General features: G+C 70.5%; 20 protein-coding genes. 13 read left to right on the top strand and 7 right to left on the bottom strand.

Annotated elements, in window-relative coordinates; genetic code table 11:
- Nucleotides 1–82: 82 nt before the first annotated feature.
- On the top strand, nt 83–1,384 hold the full coding sequence (locus tag AC07OY_RS25810; RefSeq protein ID WP_495045456.1) for a hypothetical protein: 1,302 nt from the start codon (nt 83–85) through the stop codon (nt 1,382–1,384).
- A gap of 1 nt (nt 1,385) precedes the next feature.
- Here AC07OY_RS25810 and arfB read toward each other — a convergent pair whose 3' ends face one another.
- Together arfB and alr are read right to left on the bottom strand one after the other, a co-directional pair.
- Nucleotides 1,386–1,784: an alternative ribosome rescue aminoacyl-tRNA hydrolase ArfB gene (arfB, locus tag AC07OY_RS25805; protein ID WP_495045455.1), complete on the bottom strand. Its 399-nt coding sequence runs from the start codon at nt 1,782–1,784 to the stop codon at nt 1,386–1,388.
- 152 nt (nt 1,785–1,936) lie between these two features.
- Complete coding sequence (alr, locus tag AC07OY_RS25800) at nt 1,937–3,049, bottom strand: alanine racemase (RefSeq protein WP_495045454.1); 1,113 nt, start codon at nt 3,047–3,049, stop codon at nt 1,937–1,939.
- A gap of 118 nt (nt 3,050–3,167) precedes the next feature.
- On the opposite strand from alr, the gene lplT reads away from it, so the two are divergent.
- Complete coding sequence (lplT, locus tag AC07OY_RS25795) at nt 3,168–4,457, top strand: lysophospholipid transporter LplT (protein WP_495045453.1); 1,290 nt, start codon at nt 3,168–3,170, stop codon at nt 4,455–4,457.
- An 18-nt stretch (nt 4,458–4,475) separates the two neighbouring features.
- On the opposite strand, the gene AC07OY_RS25790 is transcribed toward lplT, so the two are convergent.
- Nucleotides 4,476–5,438 carry a hypothetical protein gene (locus AC07OY_RS25790; protein WP_495045452.1) on the bottom strand — a complete coding sequence of 321 codons (963 nt, stop codon included), beginning with the start codon at nt 5,436–5,438 and terminating at the stop codon, nt 4,476–4,478.
- Between the two features lie 157 nt (nt 5,439–5,595).
- Here AC07OY_RS25790 and AC07OY_RS25785 point away from each other — a divergent pair, with 157 nt between their 5' ends.
- A complete protein-coding gene (locus tag AC07OY_RS25785) occupies nt 5,596–6,087 on the top strand; it encodes a glutathione peroxidase (protein ID WP_495045451.1) in 492 nt (163 codons plus the stop codon).
- A gap of 1 nt (nt 6,088) precedes the next feature.
- On the opposite strand, the gene AC07OY_RS25780 is transcribed toward AC07OY_RS25785, so the two are convergent.
- Nucleotides 6,089–7,645, bottom strand: coding sequence for a tryptophan halogenase family protein (locus tag AC07OY_RS25780; protein WP_495045450.1), 1,557 nt, complete (start codon nt 7,643–7,645; stop codon nt 6,089–6,091).
- 111 nt (nt 7,646–7,756) lie between these two features.
- The gene (locus tag AC07OY_RS25775; RefSeq protein WP_495045449.1) at nt 7,757–8,410 is read right to left on the bottom strand and encodes a Crp/Fnr family transcriptional regulator; all 654 of its coding nucleotides are present in this window, start codon (nt 8,408–8,410) and stop codon (nt 7,757–7,759) included.
- A gap of 56 nt (nt 8,411–8,466) precedes the next feature.
- Between AC07OY_RS25775 and AC07OY_RS25770 the strand changes: the two genes are divergently transcribed.
- From AC07OY_RS25770 to AC07OY_RS25750, 5 genes are all read left to right on the top strand, one after another.
- Nucleotides 8,467–9,579: a DUF2332 domain-containing protein gene (locus AC07OY_RS25770; protein WP_495045448.1), complete on the top strand. Its 1,113-nt coding sequence runs from the start codon at nt 8,467–8,469 to the stop codon at nt 9,577–9,579.
- Nucleotides 9,580–9,606: 27 nt separating this feature from the next.
- Nucleotides 9,607–10,800, top strand: coding sequence for an amino acid aminotransferase (locus tag AC07OY_RS25765; protein ID WP_495045447.1), 1,194 nt, complete (start codon nt 9,607–9,609; stop codon nt 10,798–10,800).
- 340 nt (nt 10,801–11,140) lie between these two features.
- Nucleotides 11,141–12,385, top strand: a complete 1,245-nt coding sequence (locus tag AC07OY_RS25760) for a D-amino acid dehydrogenase (RefSeq protein ID WP_495045446.1) — start codon at nt 11,141–11,143, stop codon at nt 12,383–12,385.
- Nucleotides 12,382–13,482, top strand: coding sequence for a serine hydrolase (locus tag AC07OY_RS25755; protein ID WP_495045445.1), 1,101 nt, complete (start codon nt 12,382–12,384; stop codon nt 13,480–13,482). The genes AC07OY_RS25760 and AC07OY_RS25755 overlap by 4 nt, the downstream gene beginning before the upstream one ends.
- Complete coding sequence (locus AC07OY_RS25750) at nt 13,461–14,363, top strand: S66 peptidase family protein (RefSeq protein ID WP_495045444.1); 903 nt, start codon at nt 13,461–13,463, stop codon at nt 14,361–14,363. Before AC07OY_RS25755 ends, AC07OY_RS25750 begins: the two co-directional genes overlap by 22 nt.
- Nucleotides 14,364–14,464: 101 nt before the next feature.
- Here AC07OY_RS25750 and AC07OY_RS25745 read toward each other — a convergent pair whose 3' ends face one another.
- The gene (locus tag AC07OY_RS25745) at nt 14,465–17,377 is read right to left on the bottom strand and encodes a TonB-dependent receptor plug domain-containing protein (protein ID WP_495045443.1); all 2,913 of its coding nucleotides are present in this window, start codon (nt 17,375–17,377) and stop codon (nt 14,465–14,467) included.
- A gap of 210 nt (nt 17,378–17,587) precedes the next feature.
- On the opposite strand from AC07OY_RS25745, the gene AC07OY_RS25740 reads away from it, so the two are divergent.
- The 3 genes from AC07OY_RS25740 to AC07OY_RS25730 are packed head-to-tail and all read left to right on the top strand — an operon-like array spanning nt 17,588 to nt 20,738.
- The gene (locus AC07OY_RS25740; RefSeq protein WP_495045442.1) at nt 17,588–18,520 is read left to right on the top strand and encodes an ornithine cyclodeaminase family protein; all 933 of its coding nucleotides are present in this window, start codon (nt 17,588–17,590) and stop codon (nt 18,518–18,520) included.
- Complete coding sequence (gene dacB / locus AC07OY_RS25735; RefSeq protein ID WP_495045441.1) at nt 18,520–19,935, top strand: D-alanyl-D-alanine carboxypeptidase/D-alanyl-D-alanine endopeptidase; 1,416 nt, start codon at nt 18,520–18,522, stop codon at nt 19,933–19,935. Before AC07OY_RS25740 ends, dacB begins: the two co-directional genes overlap by 1 nt.
- Before the next feature lie 35 nt (nt 19,936–19,970).
- Nucleotides 19,971–20,738: a substrate-binding periplasmic protein gene (locus AC07OY_RS25730; RefSeq protein ID WP_495045440.1), complete on the top strand. Its 768-nt coding sequence runs from the start codon at nt 19,971–19,973 to the stop codon at nt 20,736–20,738.
- On the opposite strand, the gene AC07OY_RS25725 is transcribed toward AC07OY_RS25730, so the two are convergent.
- Complete coding sequence (locus tag AC07OY_RS25725) at nt 20,731–21,768, bottom strand: S66 peptidase family protein (protein ID WP_495045439.1); 1,038 nt, start codon at nt 21,766–21,768, stop codon at nt 20,731–20,733. The two genes, AC07OY_RS25730 and AC07OY_RS25725, sit on opposite strands and share 8 nt — an antisense overlap.
- Nucleotides 21,769–21,817: 49 nt before the next feature.
- Here AC07OY_RS25725 and AC07OY_RS25720 point away from each other — a divergent pair, with 49 nt between their 5' ends.
- Together AC07OY_RS25720 and AC07OY_RS25715 are read left to right on the top strand one after the other, a co-directional pair.
- On the top strand, nt 21,818–22,663 hold the full coding sequence (locus AC07OY_RS25720) for a hypothetical protein (protein ID WP_495045438.1): 846 nt from the start codon (nt 21,818–21,820) through the stop codon (nt 22,661–22,663).
- Nucleotides 22,664–22,773: 110 nt separating this feature from the next.
- The gene (locus AC07OY_RS25715) at nt 22,774–25,611 is read left to right on the top strand and encodes a peroxidase family protein (RefSeq protein WP_495045437.1); all 2,838 of its coding nucleotides are present in this window, start codon (nt 22,774–22,776) and stop codon (nt 25,609–25,611) included.
- Nucleotide 25,612 lies beyond the last annotated feature (1 nt).

The raw sequence follows: 25,612 nt of genomic DNA, 5'->3' as shown, positions 1-25,612 counted from the left end.
GGGGCGAGTCTGTCGCATCGGCCTGGCGACCTCGGAGCGGCCTGCCTAGGATGCCGCCGCAAGGAGGATGGCGATGCGGTGGATGGCGTTGTTGTTGGCGGCCGGTCTGGCCTGCGGGTCCGCGGCGGCGCTGGTGGTGGAGCGCGTGGACCTCGGCGAAGGCCCGGCCCAGCAGGCCTACAACCTGCAGGAGCAGGGCGATGTGCGGGTGTTCGCGCGGTCGGCCCGGCGCTTCGAGAAGGCGCAGGTCTTCATCCAGCGTCGCGTGGCCGGGCAATGGCAGCCCGCCCAGGCCGCTCCCTTCAGCGATCCGCGCTGGCGCGATTCCGACCCGCATCTGAGCGACCAGGGCCGGCTGCTGAGCTTCATCTCCGACCGGCCCGGCGCCGACGGCACCCCGCGCGCCGACCTGGACCTCTATGAATCGCGCTGGCAGGAGGGCCGCTGGAGCGAGCCCCGCCGCCTGCCCGAGCCCTGGCAGAGCCCGGGCCAGGAGCTGGGCCCGGAGCGCTATGGCGAGACCCTCTATTTCGCGGCGAGCCGGCCCGGTGGCCAGGGCAAGCTGTCCATTTACCGGGTGGACGGCGTCGGCGCCGCCCTCCAGCCCTTGCCGCCACCCATCAACGACAGCGCCCAGAACAGCGACTTCACGCTCAGCCCCGATGGCCGCTATGCGCTGTGGTGGAGCGACCGCTTCGGCGCCGAAGGCGGCGGCGCCGACCTCTATGTCGCCGAGCGCGTCGGCGAAGGCTTCGGTCCCGCCCTGCGCCTGCCGGCGCCCATCAACGGACCGGGGCAAGAGTTCACGCCCTCCATCAGCGGCGACGGGCAGTGGCTCTACTTCGCTTCCACGCGCGGCGACGCCCAGGGGCTGGCCCATGTCCATCGGGTCTCATGGCCCGCGCTGCTGGCCGAACTGGGCGACGCCGCCAGCGCGCACAGCCAGGCGGCCCTGGACCGGGCGGTGAGCGGCTTGTGGCGGGCCATCGGGCATGCGCCCGGCCAGGCCTCGGACGTGAAGGCACTGGAGCGCCTGCTGCACCCGGAGGCGCGCGTCTTCGGCCAACGGCTGAAGGCCAGCAGCCTGCAGCTGGGCGTCTCGTCCACCGCGCAGTTCCTGGCCGACATGGCCCAGGCTGCCGAGCGCGGCCTCTCCGAGTGCGAGATCGAGCGCCAGCAGCGCCGCTTCGGCGGCCATGCCCAGGTCTACAGCGTGGTGCAGACCCGCCATGACCCGGCCCAGCCCCAGGCGGCCTACACCGGCGTCAACAGCATGCAGTGGCAGCTCGGGCCGCAGGGGTGGCAACTGCTCAGCCTGCACTACGCCTTGGAGACGCCGGGCCTGAGCCTGCCGCCACCGGCGGGCGCCCGTTGCCTGGGTTGAGTCAGTCCAGCACGCGGCCCCGTCCGGCCTTGACGCCGCTGCGCTTGGCCTTGCCCTCCAGCCGGCGCTGCTTGGAGCCATAGGTCGGCTTGGTCGCCCGTCGCGCCTTGGGCACATGCGCGGCGGCCTGGACGAGCTCGATGAGGCGGGCGACGGCGTCGGCCCGGTTGCGCTCCAGGCTGCGCGAGTCCTGGGCCTTGATGACGACGATGCCGTCCGAGCTGATGCGCTGGTCGGCCCAGTTCAGCAGCCTCGCCTTGATGGCCTCGGGCAGGCTGGAGGCGCGGATGTCGAAGCGCAGATGGACAGCGTTGCTGACCTTGTTGACGTTCTGGCCGCCGGGGCCGCTGGCGCGGATGGCGTCGAACTCGAGTTCGTCAGGCCTAGGGTGCCAATCCATCTCAATTACCAAGGCCGGCCGGGTTTGCGGGCCGAGCGCCGGGCCGCTCCCTAGCCGGCCCGCGCTGGCGATGTGGTTGCCGGTCAATCCGGCAAGCATCGCCGTCCCCGCGGGGGACCGACCAAGGTGCTCCTTGGGCGAGGGGCTTCATTTCAGGCATTCCGAACCGGGACCCGCGTCGTGATGGCGCACATCAGCTCATAGCCGATGGTGCCGGCCGACTGGGCCACCTCGTCGATGGGCAGGCGGCTGCCCTTGCCGCCAATGACAGGGCCCTCGCCCCACAGCGTGACCTCGCTGCCGAAGCCGCTGGCCGGCAGATCCGACAGGTCGACGGCCAGCATGTCCATGGACACCCGGCCCAGGGTGCGGGTGCGCTTGCCGTCCACCAGGATGGGTGTGCCGGTGGGCGCGTGGCGCGGGTAGCCGTCGGCATAGCCGCAGGCGACGATGCCGGCCCGCGTGACCTTGTCGGCCGTGTAGGCGCTGCCATAGCCAATGGTCTCGCCCGGCTGCATCTGCTGCACGGCTATGACCTTGGAGCGCAGCGTCATGGCCGGGCGCAGGTCCCAATGGGCGGCGTCGTGCTCGGGGAAATCCGGCACGCCGCCATAGCTCATGATGCCGGCGCGCACCCAGTCGGCGGCCGTGCGGCCGGGGTGGCGCAGCGTGGCCGCGCTGTTGGCAATCGTGCGCTCGCCGGCCAGGCCTTCGGTCACCGCGTCAAAGGCAGCCAGCTGGTGGGCGATGCCGTCCACGCCCTGGCGCATGGCGTCGGCGTCGGAGAAATGCGTCATCAGGCCGATCTCATCGACCTGGGGCAGGGCCTCCAGGCGGGCATAGGCGGCGCGGAAGGCCGCCGGCGTGAAGCCCAGGCGGTTCATGCCGGAGTTGAGCTTGAGGAAGACGCGGTGCGGTTCGTGGGTCTTGTGCATGGCCAGCCAGTCGATCTGCTCCTCGCAGTGCACCGAATGCCAGAGCTTGAGGCGCGAGCACAGCTCCAGGTCACGGGGCTCGAAAACGCCTTCCAGCAGCAGGATGGGGCCGCGCCAGTCCAGGGCGCGCAGGCGTTCGGCCTCGGCGAGGTCCAGCAGCGCGAAGCCGTCGGCGGCGCGCAGGCCTTCGAAGGCGCGCTCGATGCCATGACCATAGGCATTGGCCTTGACGACGGCCCAGACTCGGGCATTGGGTGCTTGCGCACGGGCGCGGCCCAGGTTGTGAGCGAGGGCTTCGGTATGGATCAGGGCTTCGATGGGACGCGGCATGCAAGCATTTTGGCCCTTGTCCAAGCCTTCATCGGTACAAACTAGGGGCGTGCTATAAACCCGCGCCGCACCCGCTCGGCAGCCTACTCAGAGACAGTTCAGGATTGCGCCACGCCCGATGAAACGCGGTTTCTACACGATCATGTCGGCGCAGTTCTTCAGCTCTCTCGCTGATAACGCGCTGTTCGTCGCCGCCGTCGAGCTGCTGCGTTCCTCCGGCGCCGCCGAGTGGCAGCGCGCCGCCCTGGTGCCGATGTTCGCCCTGTTCTACGTCGTGCTCGCGCCGTTTGTCGGTGCCTTTGCCGACGCGGTGCCCAAGGGCAAGGTGATGTTCTTCTCGAACACCATCAAGGTGGTGGGCTGCCTGATGATGCTGTTCGGCGCCCATCCGCTGATGGCCTATGCCATCGTCGGCCTGGGCGCGGCGGCCTATTCGCCGGCCAAGTACGGCATCCTGACCGAGCTGCTGCCGCCGTCCCAGCTCGTCAAGGCCAATGGCTGGATCGAGGGCCTGACCATCGCCTCCATCATCCTGGGCGTGCTGCTGGGCGGCCAGCTGATCGGCGACCGCATCTCCCACATGCTGCTGGGCATCGACCTGCCGATGCTGGACACCGGCATCGACACCGGCCCCGAGGCGGCGATTGCCAGCCTGGTCGGCCTGTATGTGCTGGCGGCCCTGTTCAATCTGCGCATCCCGCGCACCTCGGCGCCGCTGCAGCCCTATGCGCACAGCTTCCTGGGCCTGGTGCGCGACTTCTCGTCCTGCAACAGCCGCCTCTGGCAGGACAAGCTGGGCCAGATCTCGCTGGCCACGACGACCCTGTTCTGGGGCGTCAGCGGCAATCTGCGCTACATCGTGCTGGCCTGGGCGGCCGCGGCCCTGGGCTATGGCACGACGCAGGCCTCGTCCCTGGTCGGTGTCGTCGCCATCGGCACGGCCGTCGGCGCCGTCGTCGCATCGCTCTACTGCCGCCTGGACCGCGCCACCGCCGTCATCCCGCTGGGCATCGCGATGGGCCTGCTGGTCATCTTCATGAACTTCATCCACAACGTGTGGGTGGCGGCGCCCTTCCTGATCCTGCTGGGCGGCATCGGCGGTTACCTGGTCGTGCCGATGAATGCGCTGCTGCAGCACCGCGGCCACAACCTGATGGGGGCCGGCCGCAGCATCGCGGTGCAGAACTTCAACGAGCAGGCCTGCATCCTGGGCCTGGGCGCCTTCTACACGGCCATGACGCGCTTCGGCCTGTCGGCCTTTGGCGCCATCACCATCTTCGGTGTCGTCGTCGCCGGCACGATGTGGTGGATCAGGCGCTGGCACCAGCGCAATCTGGTCGAACACAAGGAAGAGGTCGAGCACCTGCTCGACCTGGCTCGCACCGACCATCTCCCGCAGGACCGCTGAGCGCGGCCCCGGCCGGGGTCAGCTGTTGGCGCTGCTGCCGCGGCCCTTGCGGCCGGTGGGGACCGGGATCAGGTGCTTGCCTTCCAGCACCATCTCGATGTGCTCGCTCCAGGCGCGCGCGATCTTGAAGCAGCCGCTGTGGTTGAGGTGGATCTCGTTGTGCCAGTCGCCGCTGATGCCGGTGGAGCCGGGCGCGGCCAGGGCCAGGGGCACGGCGGTCGAGTCGAAGATGAAGAGGCCGGGGAAGGCTTCCTTGTCGGCCGCCATGCTCTTCAACAGCTGGGCCAGGTGGAAGACCATCAGCCGGCTGACGGCCGCCCAGTCGGCGCTCGGCACGCCATAGGCCTTGAGTGCCGGGAAGAGCCAGGGGCCGCTGGCGCCCAGGTCGTCGCCGCCCTCGGCGCCCGCCGGCCGTGGCATGGGCACGGCATAGCAGTGCATGAAGACCGGCTTGCCCGACGAGGGGCCCTGGTTGCGCAGGCTCAGCAGGTGCTTGACGTTGGCGCGCATGTACTCCGCATACGTCGCCCAGCCGGGCTCTGAGAAATAGCGCGCGACGCCGGCCGAGGGGGCTCCCCATTCGGTCTGGCGGCGCAGCAGGCGCAGCTCCAGCGGGATGGGCTCGCCATTCCAGTTCATGGCCGGCGTGCGGGCGGCGGCGATCAGGTCATTGCCGCCGACCGACAGCAGGATGCCGTCCCAGGTCGGGGCGTCGGGGCCGGTCAGCAGGCGCACGAAGTCGGGGCTGGACTCCAGGTCCACCATGTGCGACAGCGCATTGCCCGTGCCGGCGCAGTTGACGGCGGCCGTGTTGCCCTTGAAGACCAGCTCCTGCAGCAGGTTGGCGTGGGCGTTGAGCTTGGCGCGCGCATTCGAGAACCACGAGTCCCCCTGGGCCAGCAGCTTCCAGCGGAAGGTGCTGAAGTCGGGCGGGGTGCGGCCGGCCAGATCGGCCGGGGTGAAGCAAGCCAGGTGATCCATGAAGGGGGTGATCCGAAGTTGCTGACCGTGCGGCGCCCCGAGGAGGCGGCGATCGAAGTTCGCGCGATTGGAAGGCCAGCCGCGCGCGCGGCGCCATGCTACAAACCCTCGGGCCTGCCCGCGGTTAGCATGGGCGTCCTTTCTAGGGAGGAAGCCCATGAGCGAGAGCGTCTTCGACTTCCAGGCCGTTTCCATCCGTGGCGAGCCGGCCGACCTCGCCTCGCAGCGCGGCAAGGTGCTGCTGATCGTCAATACCGCCAGCGAATGCGGCTTCACGCCCCAGTTCAAGGGCCTGGAGCAGCTCTGGGAAGACTACGGCCCCAAGGGGCTGGTCGTGATCGGCTTTCCCAGCAATGAATTCGGCGGCCAGGACCCGGGCAGCAACGACCAGATCGCGAGCTTCTGCGAGCTCAATTACGGCGTCAGCTTCCCGATGATGGAGAAGATCAGGGTCAACGGCGGCGAGGCCCATCCGCTGTGGAAGTTCCTGAAGAGCGAGAAACCCGGCTTCCTCGGCACCGAGGCCATCAAGTGGAACTTCACCAAGTTCCTGATCGGCCGCGACGGCCAGGTGATCAAGCGCTATGCGCCAAATGACCCGCCGGAAAAGCTCCGCGCGGACATCGAAGCGGCTCTCGCCGCATCCTGACCTAGTGGGCCGTGGCCCGGGGCATCACATCCCGCTGGCTGCGCAGATAGTCCCGCATCGTCGGTGACTGCTCGGCGGCCGCGCGGCGGATGTCGCGCACATGGGCCAGGGCCTGCTGGCTGACTTCCACCGCGATATGACCCGCCAGGCCGATGCCGCGGCTGGGCAGGCGGTGCAGGCCGGCCAGCAGATAGGACCAGTTGGAGGGGCCGAAAGGGGACAGCCGGCTGTCCAGGTCGGTGGCCGTCGGTACCTTGGCATCCCACAGCGCCAGCAGTTCCGCCAGGCGCGGCGGCAGTGAAGCCTCCTCGGTGCAGGCGCGCCAGAACGGCGTGTCCCGGCGCTGCGACAGCGCATAGTGGGCGACGATGAAGTCGCGCAGCTCCGCATGGAAGTCACCGGCCAGGCGGTTCAGCCGGTCGCGGCAGGCGGCGCTGTTGCCCGACGGCGCGACATGGTCGACAAACATCTGCAGCGCCCATTCGACGAGGTAGAGGCTGGTCGATTCCAGCGGCTCGACAAAGCCGCCGGCGGCGCCCAGCGCCAGGCAGTTGGCCTCCCAGACGCGCGAGGCATGACCGGCGCGCAGCGTCTTGAAATGAGGCGTGGCCAGGGCGCGGTGGCCGGCATTGAGCTGCTGCAGGCGCTGCAGCGCTTCGTCATCGCTGCAAAAGCGCGAGGCGTAGACCAGGCCGGTGCCGCGGCGGCTCTGCAGGTCGATCTCCCAGCTCCAGCCGGCGGCCTGGGCCGTGATGGCGGTGTGGCTGCGCAGCGCGGGATCGGCCTCGGCGTAGGCCACCGGGAGGGTGACGCTGCGGTCGCAGGGCAGCCAATCGGCGTAGGACACCCAGGGCACGCCCAGGGCCTGCTGCAGCAGCCGCGAGTCCGTCCCGCTGCAGTCGACGAAGAAGCTGGCGGCGAAGCGCCGGCCGTCGGCGAGCTCGACCGCCTGGATGCCGGCCGCGTTGCTCTCCACCCGGGCCACTTCGCCCTGCACATGGCGCACACCGCGGCGGATGGCGGTCTGCTGCAGCAGCATGGCGAGCTTGGCGGCGTCCAGGTGGTAGCCGTAGCTGACCGGCGCCTGGTAGTCGGGCGAGTCCATCAGCTTGGGGCTTTGGTGGCCGTCGAACAGCGTCGTCTGCACCGTGCAGGCCTGGGCCATGGGCTGCTGGGTCAGGCCGCGCTGCGTCAGGTTGAGCCAATGCGCCGTCGTCGCGAAGCCGCTGAACGGCGGCGGGGCGTCGAAAGGGTGGTCATAGACATCGCCCGGCGCGCTGCCGCCATGGCGCCAGCCATGGAAGCGCACGCCATTGTTCAGCGTCGCATCGGTGGCGCCGAACAGGGCGCTTTCGGGAACGCCCAGGGCCTGCATGATGCCGCGCAGCGTCGGCAGCGTGGCCTCGCCCGCGTCGATGCCGGCAATCTGCGGCGACTCGATCAGCGTGATGGGCAGCGGCGTCTGGCGCACGGCGCCCAGGGCGCGCTGCAGGAAGCAGGCCGCCAGCCAGCCGGTGGCGCCACCGCCGACGATGACGAGGGATTGGATGTCGGACACGGCATGAACTCCAGCAAGAAACTTGGCTGGCGCCACCTTACGGGCGAAGGCCCTTCGCGCGACTTGTAACGCCGCCGTTGAGCGTGCCGTCCTGCACGGGCGTTTCCGTCGTTACCTGGATCGCCAAAGCCAGCGGCCGCGGCCACGCCGGACCTGGCCGGCCGCTGCGGCGGCGCCCAGCAGTTCATTGGCCGTCTGGCGGGACAGATGGGCCAGCCGGGCCAGTTCGGTCTGCGTCGCCACCACCTCCGTCCAGCCGTCGCCGGCCGCGCGGCCGCGTTCGCGGGCCAGCTGGGCGAGGGCCAGCCCAAAGCGTTCCGCCGCGCTCTGGTGGCGCGCCGCCTGCAGCAGGCGCAGCGTGCCGTCGTAGCGGCGCGCGAACTCGGCCAGCAGGGCGCGCGCGAAGCCGGGCACCTCGTCCATCAGCCGCGTGTAGGCCTCGCGGCCGAAGATCAGCACCTCGCTGGCGCCGCGCGCGATGGCCTCGTATTCCGACGGCTGGCCGGCGGCGAAGGCGGCCAGGCCGAACAGGCGCGGCGGGCCGACGTTCTCGATGACCGACACCGTGCCGTCGGCGGCCGTGAAGCGGGTCTCGATCTCGCCGGCCGCCACCGCATAGAAGGCCGTCGTCTTCTGGCCCTGCACGAAGAGGCTGCGGCCGTCCGCCAGACGCCGGCTGGCAATGCCGGCGGCGATGTCGGCCGGCAGGGCGACGCCCGGGAAATGGGCCTCGAAGATACGTTGCAGGGCTGAGGCGTGGGCCATGCCGCATTGTCGGCTGGCCGACACAAGCCGCCGCCGGGCCTGCCTATGCTGGCCGCATGGAAAGAACACAGGACCTGTCGGCGCTGCTGACCCAGTTTGGCCGCGAGGGATGCAGCCAGGAGCCCCTCTATGTCGCCCTGTGCGGCGTCGCCGCCGAAGACGAGCGGGCCGTCGCCCTGCTGGCCGAGGCGCCGCCCGAGCAGCGCAAGGTCAATCTGCTGCTGGCCGCCCTGCATGAACGGGTGCTGGCCGGTACGGCGCCCGAGCTGGCCGCCTACTACGCCAGTGCCGGTGGCAGCCGTGAGCCCGATGTCGGCCTGGCCGCCGCGCTGTCGGCCTGCCTGCAGCGTGAATGGCCGGTGCTGCTGAACCACCTGCGCCATGGCGCCACCCAGACCAACGAGATCGCCCGCGGCGCCGCCCTCTGGCCTGCCCTGGATGCCGCGGCGCGCGCGACTGGCGCCCGCCATCTCGCGCTGATGGACCTGGGCTGCAGCGCCGGCCTCAACCTGGGCGTCGACCAGTACGCGCTGCGCTATCTGACGGACGACGGCCTCGCGCATGGGCGCGGCCCCGCCCGCGACGGCCGGCGCGCCGAGATCGAGTCGCGCTGGGTGGGCGCGGCGCCGCTGCCGGGCGCGGTCGGCTGGCGGCTGGCCCTGCGCCATGGCTTGGACCCGGCGCCCGTCGACCCGGCCGACGCAGAGGGCCTGCGCTGGCTGCAGGCCTGCCTCTGGCCCCACGACGCCGCCCGGCGCGAACGCCTGGCGCGGGCGGCGGCCCAGGTGGCGGCCCTGCCGGTCAGCATCGTGCAGGCGGATGACTGCGTCGCCGCCCTCGAGCCCTGGCTGGCCGGCCTGCCCGCCGGCATGCAGCCGGTGCTGCTGACCAGCTGGGTGCTGTATTACTTCAGCGCGGCCGACCTGGCCCGGTTGCGGGCGAGCGTCGACCGCCTGGCCCTGAGCCACGGCCTGGTCTGGATCTGCGGCGAACTGCCGCAGCTCAGCGCCCAGGATGCGGCCGTGCCCGCCCTGCCGGACCTGCCACCGGGCGAGGTCGCGGCGTCGGCCACGCTGTGGACGCTGCGCCAGGCCCGGGCGGGCCAGATCGGCGAGCGAATCCTGGGCTGGAGCCACCCCCACGGGCGCTGGGTCGCCTGGCTTGGATAATCAGGGCTCCCCAACGGAGCCCCACCCATGTTCGAGCATGTCGATGCCTACGCCGGCGATCCCATCCTGAGCCTCAACGAGGCCTTCCAGAAGGACCCCCGCGCCGGCAAGATCAACCTGTCCATCGGCATCTATTTCGACAACGACGGCCGCATCCCCATGCTGCCCTCGGTGCGCGCCGCCGAGCTGGCCGTCGTCGAAGCCGCCGGTGCCCGGCCCTATCTGCCCATGGAGGGTGCCGCCAACTTCCGCAGCGCCGTGCAGGCCCTGCTGTTCGGCGCCGGCCACCCGGCCATCAAGGCCGGCCGCATCGCCACCATCCAGGGCGTGGGCTCCAGCGGCGGCCTCAAGGTCGGTGCCGACCTGCTGAAGCGCTATTTCCCCGACAGCAAGATCTACCTGTCCGAGCCGACCTGGGACAACCACCGCGCCGTCTTCGAGGGCTCGGGCCATGTCTGCGAGACCTACCCCTATTACGACCCGGCCACCGGCGGCGTGCGCTTCGACGCCCTGCTGGCCGCCTTCCAGGCCCTGCCGGTCCGCAGCGTCGTGCTGATGCATGCCTGCTGCCACAACCCCACCGGCGTCGACCTGACGCAGGACCAGTGGCGCGCCCTGGTGCCCGTCATCCGCGAGCGCCAGCTGCTGCCCTTCCTGGACCTGGCCTACCAGGGCTATGGCGACGGCATCGAGGAAGACGCCTTCGCACCCCGCCTGCTGGCCGACGAAGGCCTGTCCTTCCTGATCGCCAACAGCTTCTCCAAGAGCATGAGCCTGTACGGCGAGCGCTGCGGTGGTTTGAGCGTGGTCTGCCCGGATGCCGACCAGGCCGCCCGCGTGCTGGGCCAGATGAAGTTCATGATCCGCCGCAACTATTCCAACCCGCCCATGCACGGCGGCCAGATCGTTGCCAAGGTGCTGACCGATGCCAAGCTGCGCGCGATGTGGGAGGCCGAGGTCAAGGACATGCGCGAGCGCATCCAGTACATGCGCCGCCAGCTGCATGATGTCCTCGCCGCCAAGCTGCCGGGCCGCGATTTCAGCTACTTCCTGACCCAGCGCGGCATGTTCAGCTACACCGGCCTCACGGCCGACCAGGCGGAGCGCCTCAAGACCGAGTTCGGCGTCTACATCCTGCGCTCGGGCCGCATGTGCGTGGCCGGGCTCAACACCCGCAATGTCGAGGCCACGGCGGAAGCCATGGCGGCCGTGCTGGCATGACCTGAAGCCCCTCGCCTGGTCTCGCGCCGCTGAACGCGGGCGAGCCCAGTCGGGACCGCTCTGCGGCCAGCGGCCGCAGAGCTTCGGCAGGCACGACAAGTCCACAGGACTTGCCGTGTCCGGCCTCAGCCCCCGAGGGGACGGCGATGCTTGCGGCGTCGAGCCGCAAGCACATCACCCTAGCGGGCCGGCTTGGGGCGGCCCGGCGCTCGACCCGCGCGAACAGCCTCCCAGGGCCCTTGCGCCATAACGCGGGGTGATGGCCGCAGCCGCCGCTTTCATTGGCTGCGCCTCCTGAGCGTCTTTACGCTGCCGGCCAAGACAAATGGCCCAGGGCAGGATGAAGCATTGCGTGGTGATTGGCGGCGGGGTGGTGGGCCTGACCACCGCCTGGGCGCTGCTGGAGCGTGGCCATGGGGTCACGCTGGTCGAGCGCGACGGCGAGGTGGCCCAGGGCGCCAGCCGCGCCAATGGCGGCCAGCTCAGCTACCGCTATGTGTCGCCGCTGGCCGACGCTGGCGTGCCGCTGAAGGCGCTGCGCTGGCTGCTTGACCCCGACGGCCCGCTGCGCTTCAAGCCCGAGGCGAACTGGGCGCAATGGTCCTGGCTGATCGCCTTCCTGCGCAACTGCCGTGGGCCGGTCAACCGCCGCACCACCGAGCGCCTGCTGGCGCTGGGCGCCTACAGCCAGGCCTCCTTCGCGCGCCTGCAGGCCGAGGCCCAGCTGGGCGACAGCATCGCGCTGCGCTCGCCGGGCAAGCTGGTCGTCTATCGCAAGCCGGCGGAATTCGCCCGCGTGGCCGCCCGCGTGAAGGGCAGCGGGGCCGAGCAGGCCCTGTCGCATGACGACTGTGTGGCGCTGGAGCCTGCTCTCGCTGACACCGAAGCCACCCTTGCCGGCGGCATCTTCACGCCCGGCGAGGCGGTGGCCGACTGCCATGCCTTCTGCACGGCCCTGTATGAGCGCCTCAGCCAGCACGAGGGCTTCCGCGGCCGGCTGGCCGTCCGTGTCGACGGCCTGCAGCTGGACGGCCAGGGGGGCGTGCTGGGCGTGCGGACCGAGCTGGGCAGCTTCGGCGCCGATGCCGTCATCCTCGCCGCCGGCCTGCAAAGCCGGGCGCTGGCCGCCACCGTGGGTGTCGAGCTGCCCCTCTACCCGCTCAAGGGCTACAGCCTGACGGCGCCCATCAACGGCGTGCACCGTCCGCCCGAGGTCAGCGTGACCGACTTCGAGAAGAAGATCCTCTATGCCCGCATCGGCCAGGAGCTGCGCATCGCGGCCATGGTCGACCTCGTCGGCGACGACCTCAGCCTGGATGCCGGCCGCCTGGCCTCGCTGCAGCGCTCGGTGCGCGCCACCTTTCCCAATGCCGCCGACTACGACCGTGCCACCCCCTGGGCCGGCCTGCGCCCCGCCACGCCCAGTGGCGCGCCCATCCTCGGCGCCAGCGGCGTGCCCGGCCTGTGGCTCAATGTCGGCCATGGCGCCCTCGGGTTCACGTTCTCGTTCGCGACGGCCAATATCGTGGCCGAACTGGTCTCGGGCCGTGAGAGTCCATTGCCACTTGAAGGCCTCACGCTGTGACCGCTGACGAACTCGCCCAGGCCCTGCTGGCGGCGGTGCGCGCCCAGCATTTCGAGCAGACGGCCGACAGCCTGCGTGGCGGCCAGCCCGTGGATGCGCCGCCCAGCATCGACCTCGCCGTGGCCGTCTTCCCGCGCGGCGGCGCGGCGCCGGTCTGCGCCGATGTGCTGTTCTCGCGCGAGCATCCCCAGGGCCTGGTGGCGCGCTTCGACCCGGCCACGGGCGCCGTCGCCAACATCGCCTTCCACGCCGATGTGCGCGATGCCAAGGGCGACTCCTACGCCTGGCTGCCCGGCGCGGACTGGAGCCGCATCGAATTCCCCGCATGGTTCGGCCAGGGCCCGCGCTTTGTCGCGCCCTATCCGGCCTCGCTGTTGAAGATGATGGTGGCCGTCGGCGTCGGCCGCCTCGTCGACGCCGGCCGCAGCGACTGGGCCCTGCCACTGGCCTACAAGGACAAGACCCGCGCCACAGCCGACTGGCTGTTCGACATGATCACCGTCAGCAGCAACGAGGCCACCTCGGCCCTGGTCGTGCATCTGCACGAGCGCGGTGCCATTCGTCGGGAATCGGGCCGCGAAGGCGGCCGCGAGGTGCACAACGAGATGCACGACGCTTTCAAGGCCGCGGGCCTGCCTGGGCTGATGATCGCCAACACCCAGCCCGACGGCGGCTGGGGCAATGGCGCCGGCTCGGGCGTGGGCCAGATCCAGACCACGGCCTGGGATGCGCTGCGCCTGATGTGGCGGCTGGACGCCGATGCGCCGGCGGTGCCGCAACTGCTCAGCCCCGCCAGCCGCGAGGTCATCCGCCGCGCGCTGGACGCGCAGAAGCTGCACCACAACCTCAGCAGCGAGTCCCTGCGCCACCTGCCGGGCTGGGTGCCGGGCATCCCGGCGCGCTTCGCGCACAAGACCGGCAACACGCAGAACTACACCAGCGACGCCGGCATCGTGCATGACGGCGAGCTGCACTACCTGATCGCAGTCACGACCAGCCTCGGCATGCGCTATGCGCCGCACCCCGAGGCGTCCACGACCTGGAAGGTGCCGGCCCTGGGTGCGGCGGTGCATGCATGGCTGAAGGCGAATTCCTGATCCCGCCGCTGCGCCCGGGCGCCGGCATCGCCGTCATCGCGCCGGCCGGCCCGCCCAAGCCGGGCCGGCTCGATCCCGTCGAGGGCTGGCTGCGTGAACGCGGCTATGCGCCCACGCTGCTGCCGAGCTGCTTTGGCCCGCCACCGTTGGACTTTCTCGCCGCGCCCGATGCCGTGCGCCTGGCCGATGTGCACACGGCCTTTGGCGATCCGCGCTTCGACGCCGTGCTGGCCCTGCGCGGCGGTTCGGGCTGCATCCGGCTGATGGATGGCATCGACCTCGGCCTGCTGGCCCACAGCCGCAAGCTGCTGATCGGCTACAGCGACCTGACCGTGCTGCATGCGCTGCGCAGCCAGGCCGGCATCCCCTCCCTGCACGCGCCCATGCCGGCCAGCGACTGGGGACTGCCCGGCGCCGAGGCCGACACCGACGCGCTGTTCGAGCGCCTGGCCCGCGGTTGGCGCGCCGGTGACGTCGTGGGCGAAGCCACGCCGCATGCGCTGAGCCATGGCGGCGCTGCGCGCGGGCCGCTGATCGGCGGCAATCTCGCGATGTTCTGCGCCCTGCTGGGCACGCCCTATCTGCCGGACGTCGATGGCGCGCTGCTCTTCATCGAGGACATCAGCGAGGAGCCCTACCGCGTCGACCGCATGCTGAGCCAGCTGCGCCTCGCCGGCGTGCTGGACCGCATCGCCGGCCTGCTGGTCGGCAGCTTCAGCGGTGCTGAAAGCCCGGAGGCTGTGCTGGCCGACCATCTGCCCCGGCTGCGCTGCCCGGTGCTGGCCGGCTGGCCTTCCGGCCATGGCCAGCCGAACCGGCCGCTGCCGTTGGGAGTGATGGCGGAGATGGACGTGGGGGCGCGCAAGCTGGCGCTCTGCTGAGCGGCCTCTCGACTGCCCATAAAAAAACAGCCCCGACACAGGCGGGGCTGGAAGCCGGCTTCCGGGGCCGGCAGGGAGTCTCCAGAAGGAGCCAGAGGAACTCAGAACATGCGGTACTCGACGCGCAGCGTGTAGGAGCGGCCGCGCGGGTCGGCCACGCGCGGCTCCCAGCTCGAGCCGGCGCCGGTGTTGGTGTCGTAGGTGACGCTGAACGGCGGGTCTTCGTTGAGCAGGTTCTTGATGCCGGCCGTGATGGTCAGGTTCTTGATGCCGCTCCAGGCCAGGCTGGTGTTGATGGTCGAGTAGGCCGGGACGCGCGGGTTCCAGTTGGCCGGCTTGACCGTGCCGTTGGCGACGCCCGGCAGCACGAAGTCCTGGTAGCCGGTGCGGTAGACATGCTGGACCGTCGCGGCCCAGTTGCCTTCGCTGCGGGTCAGCGTGGCGGTGTGCTTCCAGCGGATGCCCAGGTCGCCGGAGCGCGTGAAGCGGCCGACCTCGCTGCTGCCCATCGGGGCGCTCGGCACCAGGCGGGACTTCTTGTCGAGCAGATAGGACAGGTCGAAGCCGCCGGTCCAGGCTGCGCCGAAGGCATTGGCGCTGCCGCGCGTGCTGAACTCCAGGCCCTTGGTGATGGTCTCGCCGGCGTTCACATAGCGGGTGTCGACGGCGACGATCTTGCCGCTGCCGTCGCGGATGAAGTTGTCCTGGAAGTACTGGTAGTTGTCGGCCAGCGTCGTGAGTCCGAAGGACTGGATGGTGCCCTCGCGGCGCACCGACCACCAGTCGATGCTGGCCACCAGGTCCTTGCTCGGCTGCACGACGACGCCGGCGCTGTACATCTTGGCTTCCTCGGGGCCGAGGGTGGCCTTGCCGCCGAACAGCGTGGTGAAGTCGCGCACGCTGGCGCAGCCCGGCGCGTTGGAGACGACGCGGGTGGGGCAGGTGGCCGGGTCGGTGAAGTCGGCGCCGACGAAGGTGCTCTGCGTCACCGGGTCGAACATCTGCTTGAAGGTCGGCACGCGGAAACCGGTGCTGTAGGCGCCGCGGAACAGCAGTTGCTCCGTCGGGTTGTAGCGGATCGAGACCTTGGGGTTGGTCGTCGAGCCGAAGCCGGTGTACTCGTCGCGGCGGATGGCGCCGGTGATCTCCATGTTCTTCATGACCGGCACGGCCACTTCGGTGAACACGGCCTTGATGGTGCGCTTGAGCGTGCCGGCGGTGGCCAGCGCGTTGTCGAAGGGCACGTTGAAAATCAGCGCGTCGATGGTGTTGGCATTGGGGCGCTGGTCGCCGTCGAACTTGTACTTCTCGGTGCGCGAGTCCACGCCGACGGCGGCCATCACGGTGCCGCCGGGCAGCTTGAACAGCGGGCCCGACACGGTGGCGTCGGCCTGCTGCATGGTGAACTTGCCGCCATACAGCGTCACGCCGTCGGCCGAGATCGCATTCAGGGCCTTGATGGCCTCGGGCGTCTGCTCCAGCGAGAAGGGGTTGAGGACGCCGGTGTTGATCAGGTTGGCGAAGGGCGCCCAGTAGTGGTAGCCGCTGCCGATGGTGGAGCTGCCCTTGCTCTCGGCGCGCGAGAAGCCGACCCGGTAGTCCCAGTCCTTCAGGAAGGGCAGGGCGCCGTCGGCGCCGACCAGGAAGCGGGCCGTGTCGGCCACCGTGTCGATCTCGCGGTTGCCGCAGGGCATGCAGCGCCAGCGGAAGGCCATGCCCAGGCCGCGGTTGCCGGCCAGCTCCGGGAAGGACTTGACCAGCGCGTCGAAGATCTGGTTGTAGGACGCGCCGGTGCTGGGGTAGCGCAGGTCGCGGAAGGGGCTGGGCACCGTCGTGCCATTGGGCAGCGAGGTGTTGGCGGTGTTGGTGCCGCTGGTGATCTGGTTGGGCGAGAAGCTCTTGGTCGACTCGGCGCGGCCCAGCACGGCCTCGCCGAAGATCTGGTGGTCGCCCAGCTTGACGGTGGCGCGGGTGACGAGGTTGGTGTTCTTGATCGGCTGCTGGATGACGGCGGCGCGGCCGGTGTCCCAGGCGCAGCCGTACTTCGACGCGGCCGTGGCCCACAGCGCTTCCTGGTAGGGGCTCATGCCGTCCACCGACGAGCAGCCGGCGCCGCCGGGCAGGTCCAGGGTGTTGATGCCGTTGACGCGCAGGGCCGGGTTGGCGAAGTCCACCGGGCCGGCGGTGTTGCTGCGCGTGCCGTTGGGCTGGGTCACGGTCAGCACGTTCTCCTTGGTGCCCGCCACGCCGAACAGCGTCGCGATGGGCGTGCCGCGGGTGTCGGGGGCCAGGCCGCGGTCGGGCTGGTAGGTGTTGACGAAGTCGCGCTGGTCGCCGCGCAGCACCTTGTTGTCGCGCACCGACAGCGAGGCCAGGATGTTGAAGCCGTCGGTGTCCAGGTTGCCGAAGCCGGCCGTCACCGCGGCGCCGTAGATGGCGCCGCCCTTTTCCTGCGGCACGTCGGCCAGGGCGTTGATGGTCACGCCGCTGTAGTTCTGCCGCAGGATGAAGTTGATGACGCCGCCGATGGCGTCGGTGCCGTAGATGGCCGAGGCGCCGTCCTTCAGGATCTCGACGCGGTCCAGGGCCGCGAAGGGGATCTGGTTCAGGTCCACCACGCCGCCGTTCAGGCCGTGAGCCGCCACGCGGCGGCCGTTCAGCAGGATCAGCGTCGCGTTGCTGCCCTGGCCGCGCAGGTTGGCGCTGCTGGCGCCGTTGTTGCCGCGGGCGGCGCCGTCCACCACGTCGGCATTGCCGGCCAGGTTGTCCAGGCCGTTGCCGTTGATGTTGAGCTGCATGATCATCTGCTCGGCCGAGGCGATGCCGGCGCGCTCGAGCTCACGGCGCGAGATGACCTGGATGGGCAGGGCGCCCTCGTCCTTGAGGCGCTTGATGCTGGAGCCCGTGACCTCGACGCGCTCCAGCCGGTTGCCGTCGTTCTGGGCCAGCGCGACGCTGGTATGGGCGGCAAGACCGACGACGGCGAGTTGGGCGACCAGGCGGTTCAACTTCATCTCAAGGGCTCCTCAATGTGATTCGATTGCGGTCTATGTTCGCCGTCGCGCGCGGGCCCGCCCAGGGGGCGGCACCCCAGGTGTTGCGCGGTTTTCAATGAATGCTTGTGCGCTGCACATAACCTGCGGGAATGCGTGCCCGTACGAAAGCACGCCCCCTGTGCATGGCAGCCCCTCTACAGTGCCCCCGCTGAGCGTTTTGGAGCCCTGATGCGATTGATCACTGAAGCCGAAGTCGCGGCCGTTCTCGACCCGGACAGCGCCGTGAGCGCCCTGCGTGCCGCCTTCGCCCAGCAGGGTCGCGGCCAGGCCCAGGTGCTGGCCCGCCACCGCGCCACCGCCAGCCAGGACGGCGCCGCGCTGGCCATCAGCGCCATGGGCGCCATCCTGGATGCGGATGGCGAGCTGCCGGCCGTGCTCGGCACCAAGGTCTATTCGGCGCGCAACGGCAAGTACAACTTCCTCGTCAGCCTGTTCTCCGCCGCCACCGGCGCGGCGATCGCGACGCTCGAAGCCAATGAGTTCACGCGGCTGCGCACCGCCGCGGCCAGCGCGGTGGCAGCCGACCTGCTGGCACTGCCCGATGCGAAAACGCTGGCCGTCTTCGGTGCCGGCATCCAGGGGCGGGCCCACGCCGAGGCGCTGACCCGGGTGAGGCGTTTCGAGCGCGTGCTGGTCTGCGCGCGCTCGGGCGCCGGCGCCTTCGCCGCCGGACTGCAGGCTGCCCTGGGCCTGCCGGTGCAGGCCGTCGATCCGGCCACGGCGGCGGCCGAGGGCGATGTCATCGTGACGGCGACGCGCTCGGCCACGCCGCTGTTCGACGGCGGCCTGGTCAAGCCCGGCGCCTTTGTCGCGGCCGTCGGCTCCAGCACCCAGGCGGCACGCGAGCTGGACGATGCGCTGCTGGGCCGGGCGGCCCATGTCGTCGTCGAGTGGCGCACGGCCGCCGAGCTGGAGGCGGGCGACATCGTGCAGGCCGCGCCCGGCGTCATCGCGCCGCAGCGCCTGGTCGAGCTGGGCGAGCTCATCGTCAGCCCGCGCCCACGCGGGCCGCAGGACATCGTCGTCTACAAGAGCGTCGGCATCGGCCTGGAGGACGTGGCCCTGGCCCGCCTCGTCGCCCACCGGCTGGGAGCCCGCTGATGCGCACCCTGCTGCTTGCCGCCGCGCTGCTGCTCGCGGGCTGCGCGACGACCTCCGTCCCGGATCCAGTCCAGGCGGCTCTCGACAAGGCCGGCCTGCCCGCCGACAGCCTGGGTTTCGTGCTGCAGCCCCTGGACGGCTCGCGGCCTGCGTTCAGCCGCCGCGCCGACGACCCCATGTCGCCTGGTTCGACGATGAAGCTGGTCACGGCCACCGTGGCTCTGGACAAGCTCGGCATCAACCACCGCGGCCGCACCGAGTTGCTGGCGGCTGCGGCGCCGGTCAACGGCGTCATCGAGGGCTCCTTGATCCTGCGCGGCGGCGCCGACCCCGACCTCGACTGGCCGGCCCTGTGGTGGCTGCTGCGCCAGCTGCGCGACAGCGGCGTGCACGCGATCCGCGGCGGCCTCGTCGTCGACCGCACGCTGTTCAAGCCGACGCGCTTGGACGTCGGCCTGCCGCCTTTCGATGACGCTCCCGAGTTCGACTACAACGTCATTCCCGACGCCCTGCATCTGAACGGCAGCCTGCTGGACTTCGAGCTGCAGGCCAGCGCTGGCGGCGTCGCCGTGCACACCCTGCCGAGGCTGCCCGGCGTGAGCGTGGATGCGAGCGCGATGACGCTGTCGACACGGTTTTGCAAGGACTGGGACGAGGACTGGAAGCCTGCCGTCGTCGAACCCGCGGGCGACGGCTGGACGCTGAAGCTGCAGGGTGCCTTTCCGGCGAACTGCAAGCAGCGCGCGCCGCTGCAGATCGTCGACCGGCAATGGCTGGTCGCGCGGACGGTGCGCCAGTTCTGGAGCGAGCTGGGCGGGGCGATGGGTCCGGGCGCTGTGGAGGGGGCCGCGCCTGTCGACGCCGTTGTACTCGCCACGCACCGCGGCCGGCCGCTGGCCGAGGTGCTGCGCGGCGTCATGAAGCGCAGCGACAACGCGCTGACCCGCCTCGTCTATCTGCAGCTCGGCGCCCAGGCCGTCCAGGGCGGCGAGCCGACGCTGGCGGCCGCCGAGCGCGTCGTGCGCGCCTGGTTCGCGGCTCACGGCCTCGACGACCGCGGCCTGGTGCTGGACAACGGCTCGGGCCTGTCGCGCAGCGAACGCATCAGCCCGGCCCAGCTGGCCGGCCTGCTGCGCGCGGGCCAGCGCGGCGCCCAGGCGCCCGAGCTGCTGGCCACCCTGCCGATTGCCGGCGTCGACGGCACGCTGTCGCGCCGCCTCAAGGACGGCCCCGCCACGGGCCAGGCCCGGCTCAAGACCGGCACGCTGCGCGATGCCGTCGGCCTGGCGGGCTTCGTGCCCGATGCCAGCGGCAAGACCTGGATTTTTGTCGCCCTGCTCAACCACCCCGAGGCGGCGCGCAAGGGGCGGCCGGTGCTGGACGCCCTCGTGAACTGGGTGGCGATGCAGCGCTGATCGGCCTATCCTCGGCCGGCAGGAGGGCGGCCGGCATGAGGTTGATGATGGGCCTGGCGTTGGGGTTGGCCGTGGTGGCCGCCCAGGCGCAGCCGCGCACGATGCGCTTCGTCACCGAGGCGCTGCCACCCTACAGCTATCTGGCCGATGGCCAGCCCGCCGGGCCGATGATCGACGTGCTGCAGGCCGCCTGCACGCGGCTGGAATGGCGCTGCAGCGTCCAGATCCTGCCGTGGCGGCGTGCGCTGCGCATGGCCCAGGCGGGCGAGGTCGAGGGCATGTTCTCCATCGTCACGCCGCCCTACACGCCGCGGCCGCGCTTCCATGTGTCGCCGGCCGTCGTCGAGGGTCGCTACGTGCTGCTGGCGCGCAACGGCGAGGCCTTGCGCTTCGAGGGCGATGCCCAGCTGCTGGCCGGACGGGTCGTCGGCGTCTATGGCCCGTCCGCGGCGCAGGATGCCTTGAAGGCCCTCATCGACGGCGTGCCGGGCGCCCAGGCCGAGGTGGAGACCGACAACCGCGCGGTGCTGCGCAAGCTGGCCGCCGGCCGCTACGGCGACGCCGGCCTGGCCCTGGTCAACGAGGGCGCCGCCCAGCATCTGATCCGCGAGGAAGGCATCGCCGGCCTGCAGACCATCGGCGTGGTCAGGACCTTCGGCTATGCCTTCGGATTGAGCAACCAGCGCATCGACGCGGCCACGGCGGCGGCGTTCGCCAAGGTCCTGCAGGAGCTCTGCCGCAGCGGCCGCACGGCCGAGCTGCTCAAGCCCCACGGCCTGGGGGCTTCGGCCTGCGTCAAATGACCGCCGGCTGCAGCAGCCGGATCGTCCCCGCGTCGGCATCCATCTCGGCCGGGGCGCCCACCGGCACCGTCAGCTTGCGCTTGATGTGGCCGATAGCCGCGCCGCGATAGACGGGGATGTTGAGCGGCAGGAAATAGTCGTCGAAGACCTCGTCCAGCGTCAGGCTGCCATAGCCGTCGCCGGGCTCGCATTTGGTGAAACGGCCGAGCACGACGCCGCCCAGCTGCGACAACGCGCCCGCCAGGCGCAGCGTCGAGAGACAGCGATCGATGCGGTAGATGTACTCGTTGATGTCCTCGAGGAAGAGGATCGCACCGCGGCAGTCCGGGAAATAGGCCGAGCCGGCCATCGAGGCCAGCACGGTCAGGTTGCCGCCGACCAGCCGGCCCTGGGCCTTGCCGGCGCGCATCGTCGCGATGCGCTCCTCGCGGGCGATGAGGTCGTCGACCGGCTTGACGGCCGGGTTGCGCAGCAGCGCCGCCTCGGCATTCATCACGATGGCGCGGAAGCTCTGCACCGAATAGTCGTTCCACTCCGACACCGCCACCGGGCTGTGGAAGGCGACCAAGCCGGTCTGGCGGTGGATGGCGTTGACCAGGCAGGTCAGGTCGCTGAAGCCGCCGAAGAACTTCGGTTTGCGGCGGATCAGCTCGTAGTCGAGCTTGTCGACGATGCGGTTGCAGCCCGAGCCGCCGGTCACGGCGAGGATGCCGGCGACCGCGTCGTCCGCGAACATCGCATTGACGTCGGCGGCGCGCTGCGCATCGGTGCCGGCAAAGGGCCCGCGGCGGGCGGCGACGAACTCGCCCAGCTTGACCTTGAAGCCCAGGGCCTGCACCACCTCGACCGCCATCTTCAGCGGTTCGCGCTCGAAGGTGGCATTGGCGGGGCTGACCAGGCCGATCGTGTCGCCCGGGCGCAGCCGCCGCGCCAGCAGCGGGCCGCCGGCGGCCTGGGCGGGAGTGGCGGCAGCGAGCAGGCCGGCCGTGGCGGCGCTGAAGTGCAGTAGTTGACGACGTGACGGGTTCATATCGTTTGCAAACAGTCAGAAATAAGGGCTCAACCGCATACTTGGTCGCGTGGACTCGTCGACCTCGCGCGGCATTGTGTCCGCCGTGGCGGCGGCGTTGCGCCGCCATGTGCTGACTATTGCTGCATGCCTCATAACCGGCACGGCCGCGGCCGAGGCCTGTCCCGAGCGCCTGCGCATCGCCTTCCCCGACACCCCCGCCGAGCCCTTTCTGCGCGGCCAGGGCGACGACTTCGAGCGGCCGCCCGGCCTGCTGGTGGACTGGATGCGGGCCGCGCTGCGCCAGCTCGGCTGCCTGGAGCAGGCCGAGTTGCTGCGCCTGCCGGCGCGGCGAGTGCGGGCCATGATCGAGTCGGGTCAGCTGGATCTCGTCGCCGGCGTGGGCGAGGGCGGCCCCCTGGCCGCCTTGCTGACCCTGCCGCCCGCGAGCGGCGCCCGGCGCGAGTTCGATCTCAGCCTCGGCCATGTCGACTACGCCCTCTACGCCCGCCGCGGCCTGGTGGCCAGCCGCTCCGACGGCCAGGAGGCGCCGGTGCTGCCGCCCAAGGCCCGCGTCGGCGTGACGGCCGGCAGCCGGGCCGAGATGCTGGCCCAGGAACGCGGCTGGCCGCTCGAGCCGGCGCCCAGCCACGAGAGCGCGCTGCAAAAGCTGCTGGCTGGTCGCACGCCGCTGCTGCTGGTGCACAGCTATTACCTCGATGAGCGGCTGCGCCAGGACGCCGCGCTGGCGCGCCAGGTCGAGCGCTTCGGCCCCGTCGTCGAACGGCGCCGCCTGCATGTGGGGGCGGTGCCGGCGTTCGCGCGTGGCGAGAGTGCATTCGTCACCCGGCTGTGGCGCGAGATGTGCAGGCAGTCCGCCGCCACCAAGGCCGACGGCGCCTGCCGGCTGCCCTAGCAGCCGGGTTGTCCTCAAGGTGAATCTTCCGGGGCCTTCGCAGGATTGACGCTGCGCGGCCGGCCTCGCTATGTTGCGCGATCTGCGAAGAACAAGACGAGGAGCTCCTCATGACGCATCGCCTATTGGAACTGTTGGGCCTGCTGCTGCTGGCCGGCTGCATCAGCACCACGCCCCAGGCCAGCCTGGACGACACGAAGAACTGCGCGGCCATGGTGGCCGGGGGCTTCCGCAAGGTGGCCGACGAGCGCAGCGAGCGCTTCCAGGGCAAGGTGGGCGAGCAGGTGGCCCGTTGCCGTGGCAGCGACAAGGCCGCCGCCTTCCGCCACACGCCCTATGTCGACTGGGCCAACTACTGGGCCACCGGCGACAAGTCCACGCTGCTGCCGGGCACGACGGGCGTCGGGAGTCATCTCGGCGCCAACGGCCGCGGTGTCGACGGTGCCCTGCTGGACCTCGAGTACCAGCGCATGGAGCTGATCAAGTTCAACCTGTTCGACAACTCCGGCAGCTTCGCCGACTACGCGCTGGGCCGCGACGGCGTCGGCGGCGCCGCCATCAAGACCTGGCCCTCGATGCGCCTGCCGGCCGGTTCGCCGTTCTACGCGGCGGTCGGCGGCGATGGCACCCAGCTCTGCCAGGGCGAGTTGATCCGCTGGCGCCAGCTCGACGGCATCTGCAATGACATCCGCAATCCCCGCATGGGCGCCGCCGGCACGCTGTTCGCCCGCAATGCCCAGTTCGAGGCCACCTATCCCGACATCAGCAACGACCAGCTGGCCCGCAACCGCCATGGCGACCGCCTGTCCCTGCTGCAGCCCGACCCGCAGCTGATCAGCCGCAAGCTGTTCACGCGTGCCCAGAGCGATCCGGCCAAGTGCCGCGACGGCCAGGGCCTGCCGGGCAACCCGGTGGACGCGAACTGCGACTACCAGAAGGCGCCCTTCTTCAATGTGCTGGCGGCGTTCTGGATCCAGTTCATGACGCATGACTGGTTCTCCCATATGCAGGAGGGCACGAACGCGCCGCAATGGATGAGCGTGGGCTGCACGGGCGACGCCGCCAAGCTGGGCTGCCGGCCCGAGGACCGCATCGACCGCGCCCTGGTTGCCGAGGGCAATGCGCCGCCGCGCTACACGGCGGCCGACGGTACCCAGCCGCTGGCGCGCGCCTTCCGCACCCATGCCAACAACAACACGGCCTGGTGGGACGCGTCGCAGATCTATGGCTACAACGCCGTCTCGCGCCAGCGCGTCAAGCGCGACCCGGCCGACCCGGCCCGGCTGCTGATGCCCGCCGGTGCACGCGCCGGCGCCGGCGAGGCCTTGGGCCAGCTGCCGGTGTTCGCGGCGAACGACCCCATCCTGCCGCAATGGGCCGGCCAGGGCGCGGCCGCCTTTCCCGACAACTGGAGCATCGGCGTCGGCTTCTACCAGACGGTGTTCTCGCGCGAGCACAACGCCTTCGTCGCCGAGTTCCGCCGCCGCGCCGCGGCCACGCCCGAGGCCGACTCCGGCCTGCGCGACCCAGCCAACCCGGGCGCCGTGGTCCGCTACCGCGACGTGACGCCCGATGTGCTGTTCGAGGTGGGCCGCCTCGTCGTCGCCGCCGAGATCGCCAAGATCCACACCATCGAATGGACGACGCAGCTGCTCTACGACGAGCCCCTCTACCTCGGCATGAACGCCAACTGGGGCGGGCTGTTCGAAGGCCATCCCTTCGTGGAAAACGCCCTAGAGGCCATCGTCGTGCAGAACTACGGCAAGAGCACCGACGCCAAGAAGGCCGGCCAGTGGTATTCGGCCCTGGCCTCGGGGCCGGGCATCTTCGGCCTGGGCGCCAGGGTCTACAAGGACGACAGCCTGTTCGCGCGGCATGACGCCAAGAAGGACGACGTCTGGAGCCTGTCCAACCCCGAGCATGTGAACGGCGGCGTCAACCATTTCGGCTCGCCCTTCAATTTCCCCGAGGAGTTCGTCAGCGTCTACCGCCTGCATGCCCTGGTGCCCGACCTCATCGAGCTGCGCCACTGGGACCGCGACCCCAACCGCATCGCCGCCAAGGTGCCCGTCATCGAGACTTTCCGCGGCAAGGCCACCGGCGTGCTGGCCAGCGAAGGCGTGGCCGACTGGGGCCTGTCCATGGGCCGCCAGCGCCTGGGCCTGCTGACCCTGGGCAACACGCCGGCCTTCCTGCAGAACCTCGCCATCCCGCGCCTGCAATCGGCCAGCGGCAAGATCGACGTCGCGGCCCTGGACATCATCCGCGATCGCGAACACGGCGTGCCGCGCTTCAACGAGTTCCGCCGCCAGTACGGCCTGCGCCAGCTGACGAGCTTTGACGACTTCATCGACGCCCGCCTGCCCGCCGACTCGCCCGAGCGGGCCCGCCAGCAGCGCGTCATCAACGACCTGCGCAGCGTCTACGGCCAGCACCGCTGCGATGCGAAGAAGATCATCACTGCCGCGCAGAAGAACCTCGACGGCAGCCCCATCAACGACTGCCTGGGCCAGCCCGACGGCAGCCTGGTGGACAACATCGAGGACGTGGACACGGTGGTCGGCTGGCTGTCCGAGTTCACGCGGCCGCATGGCTATGCGATCTCGGAGACGCAGTTCCAGGTCTTCATCCTGAACGCCTCGCGCCGCCTCTTCAGCGACCGCTTCTTCACCAGCAGTTTCCGGCCCGAGTTCTATGGCCACCTGGGCATGGAATGGCTGCAGAACAACGGCCCGGGCGGCAAGCAGTTCGAGGCCCGGGAGAGCAACGGCCACCGCATCGAGGTCTCGCCCTTCAAGCGCGTGCTGCTGCGCACCGTGCCGGAGCTCAGCGCCGAACTGAGCCATGTCGTCAACGCCTTCGACCCCTGGGCGCGCGATCGCGGCGAGTACTACGGCCTCGGGTGGCAACCGCGCAAAGGAGCGGAAAGCGACCCCGCGTTCAAATAGC

The sequence above is a fragment of the Roseateles sp. GW821-FHT09H10 genome (assembly GCF_059415865.1).
The sequence above is the reverse complement of the archived record's forward strand: the minus strand, read 5'-3'. Positions and strand labels throughout refer to the sequence as shown.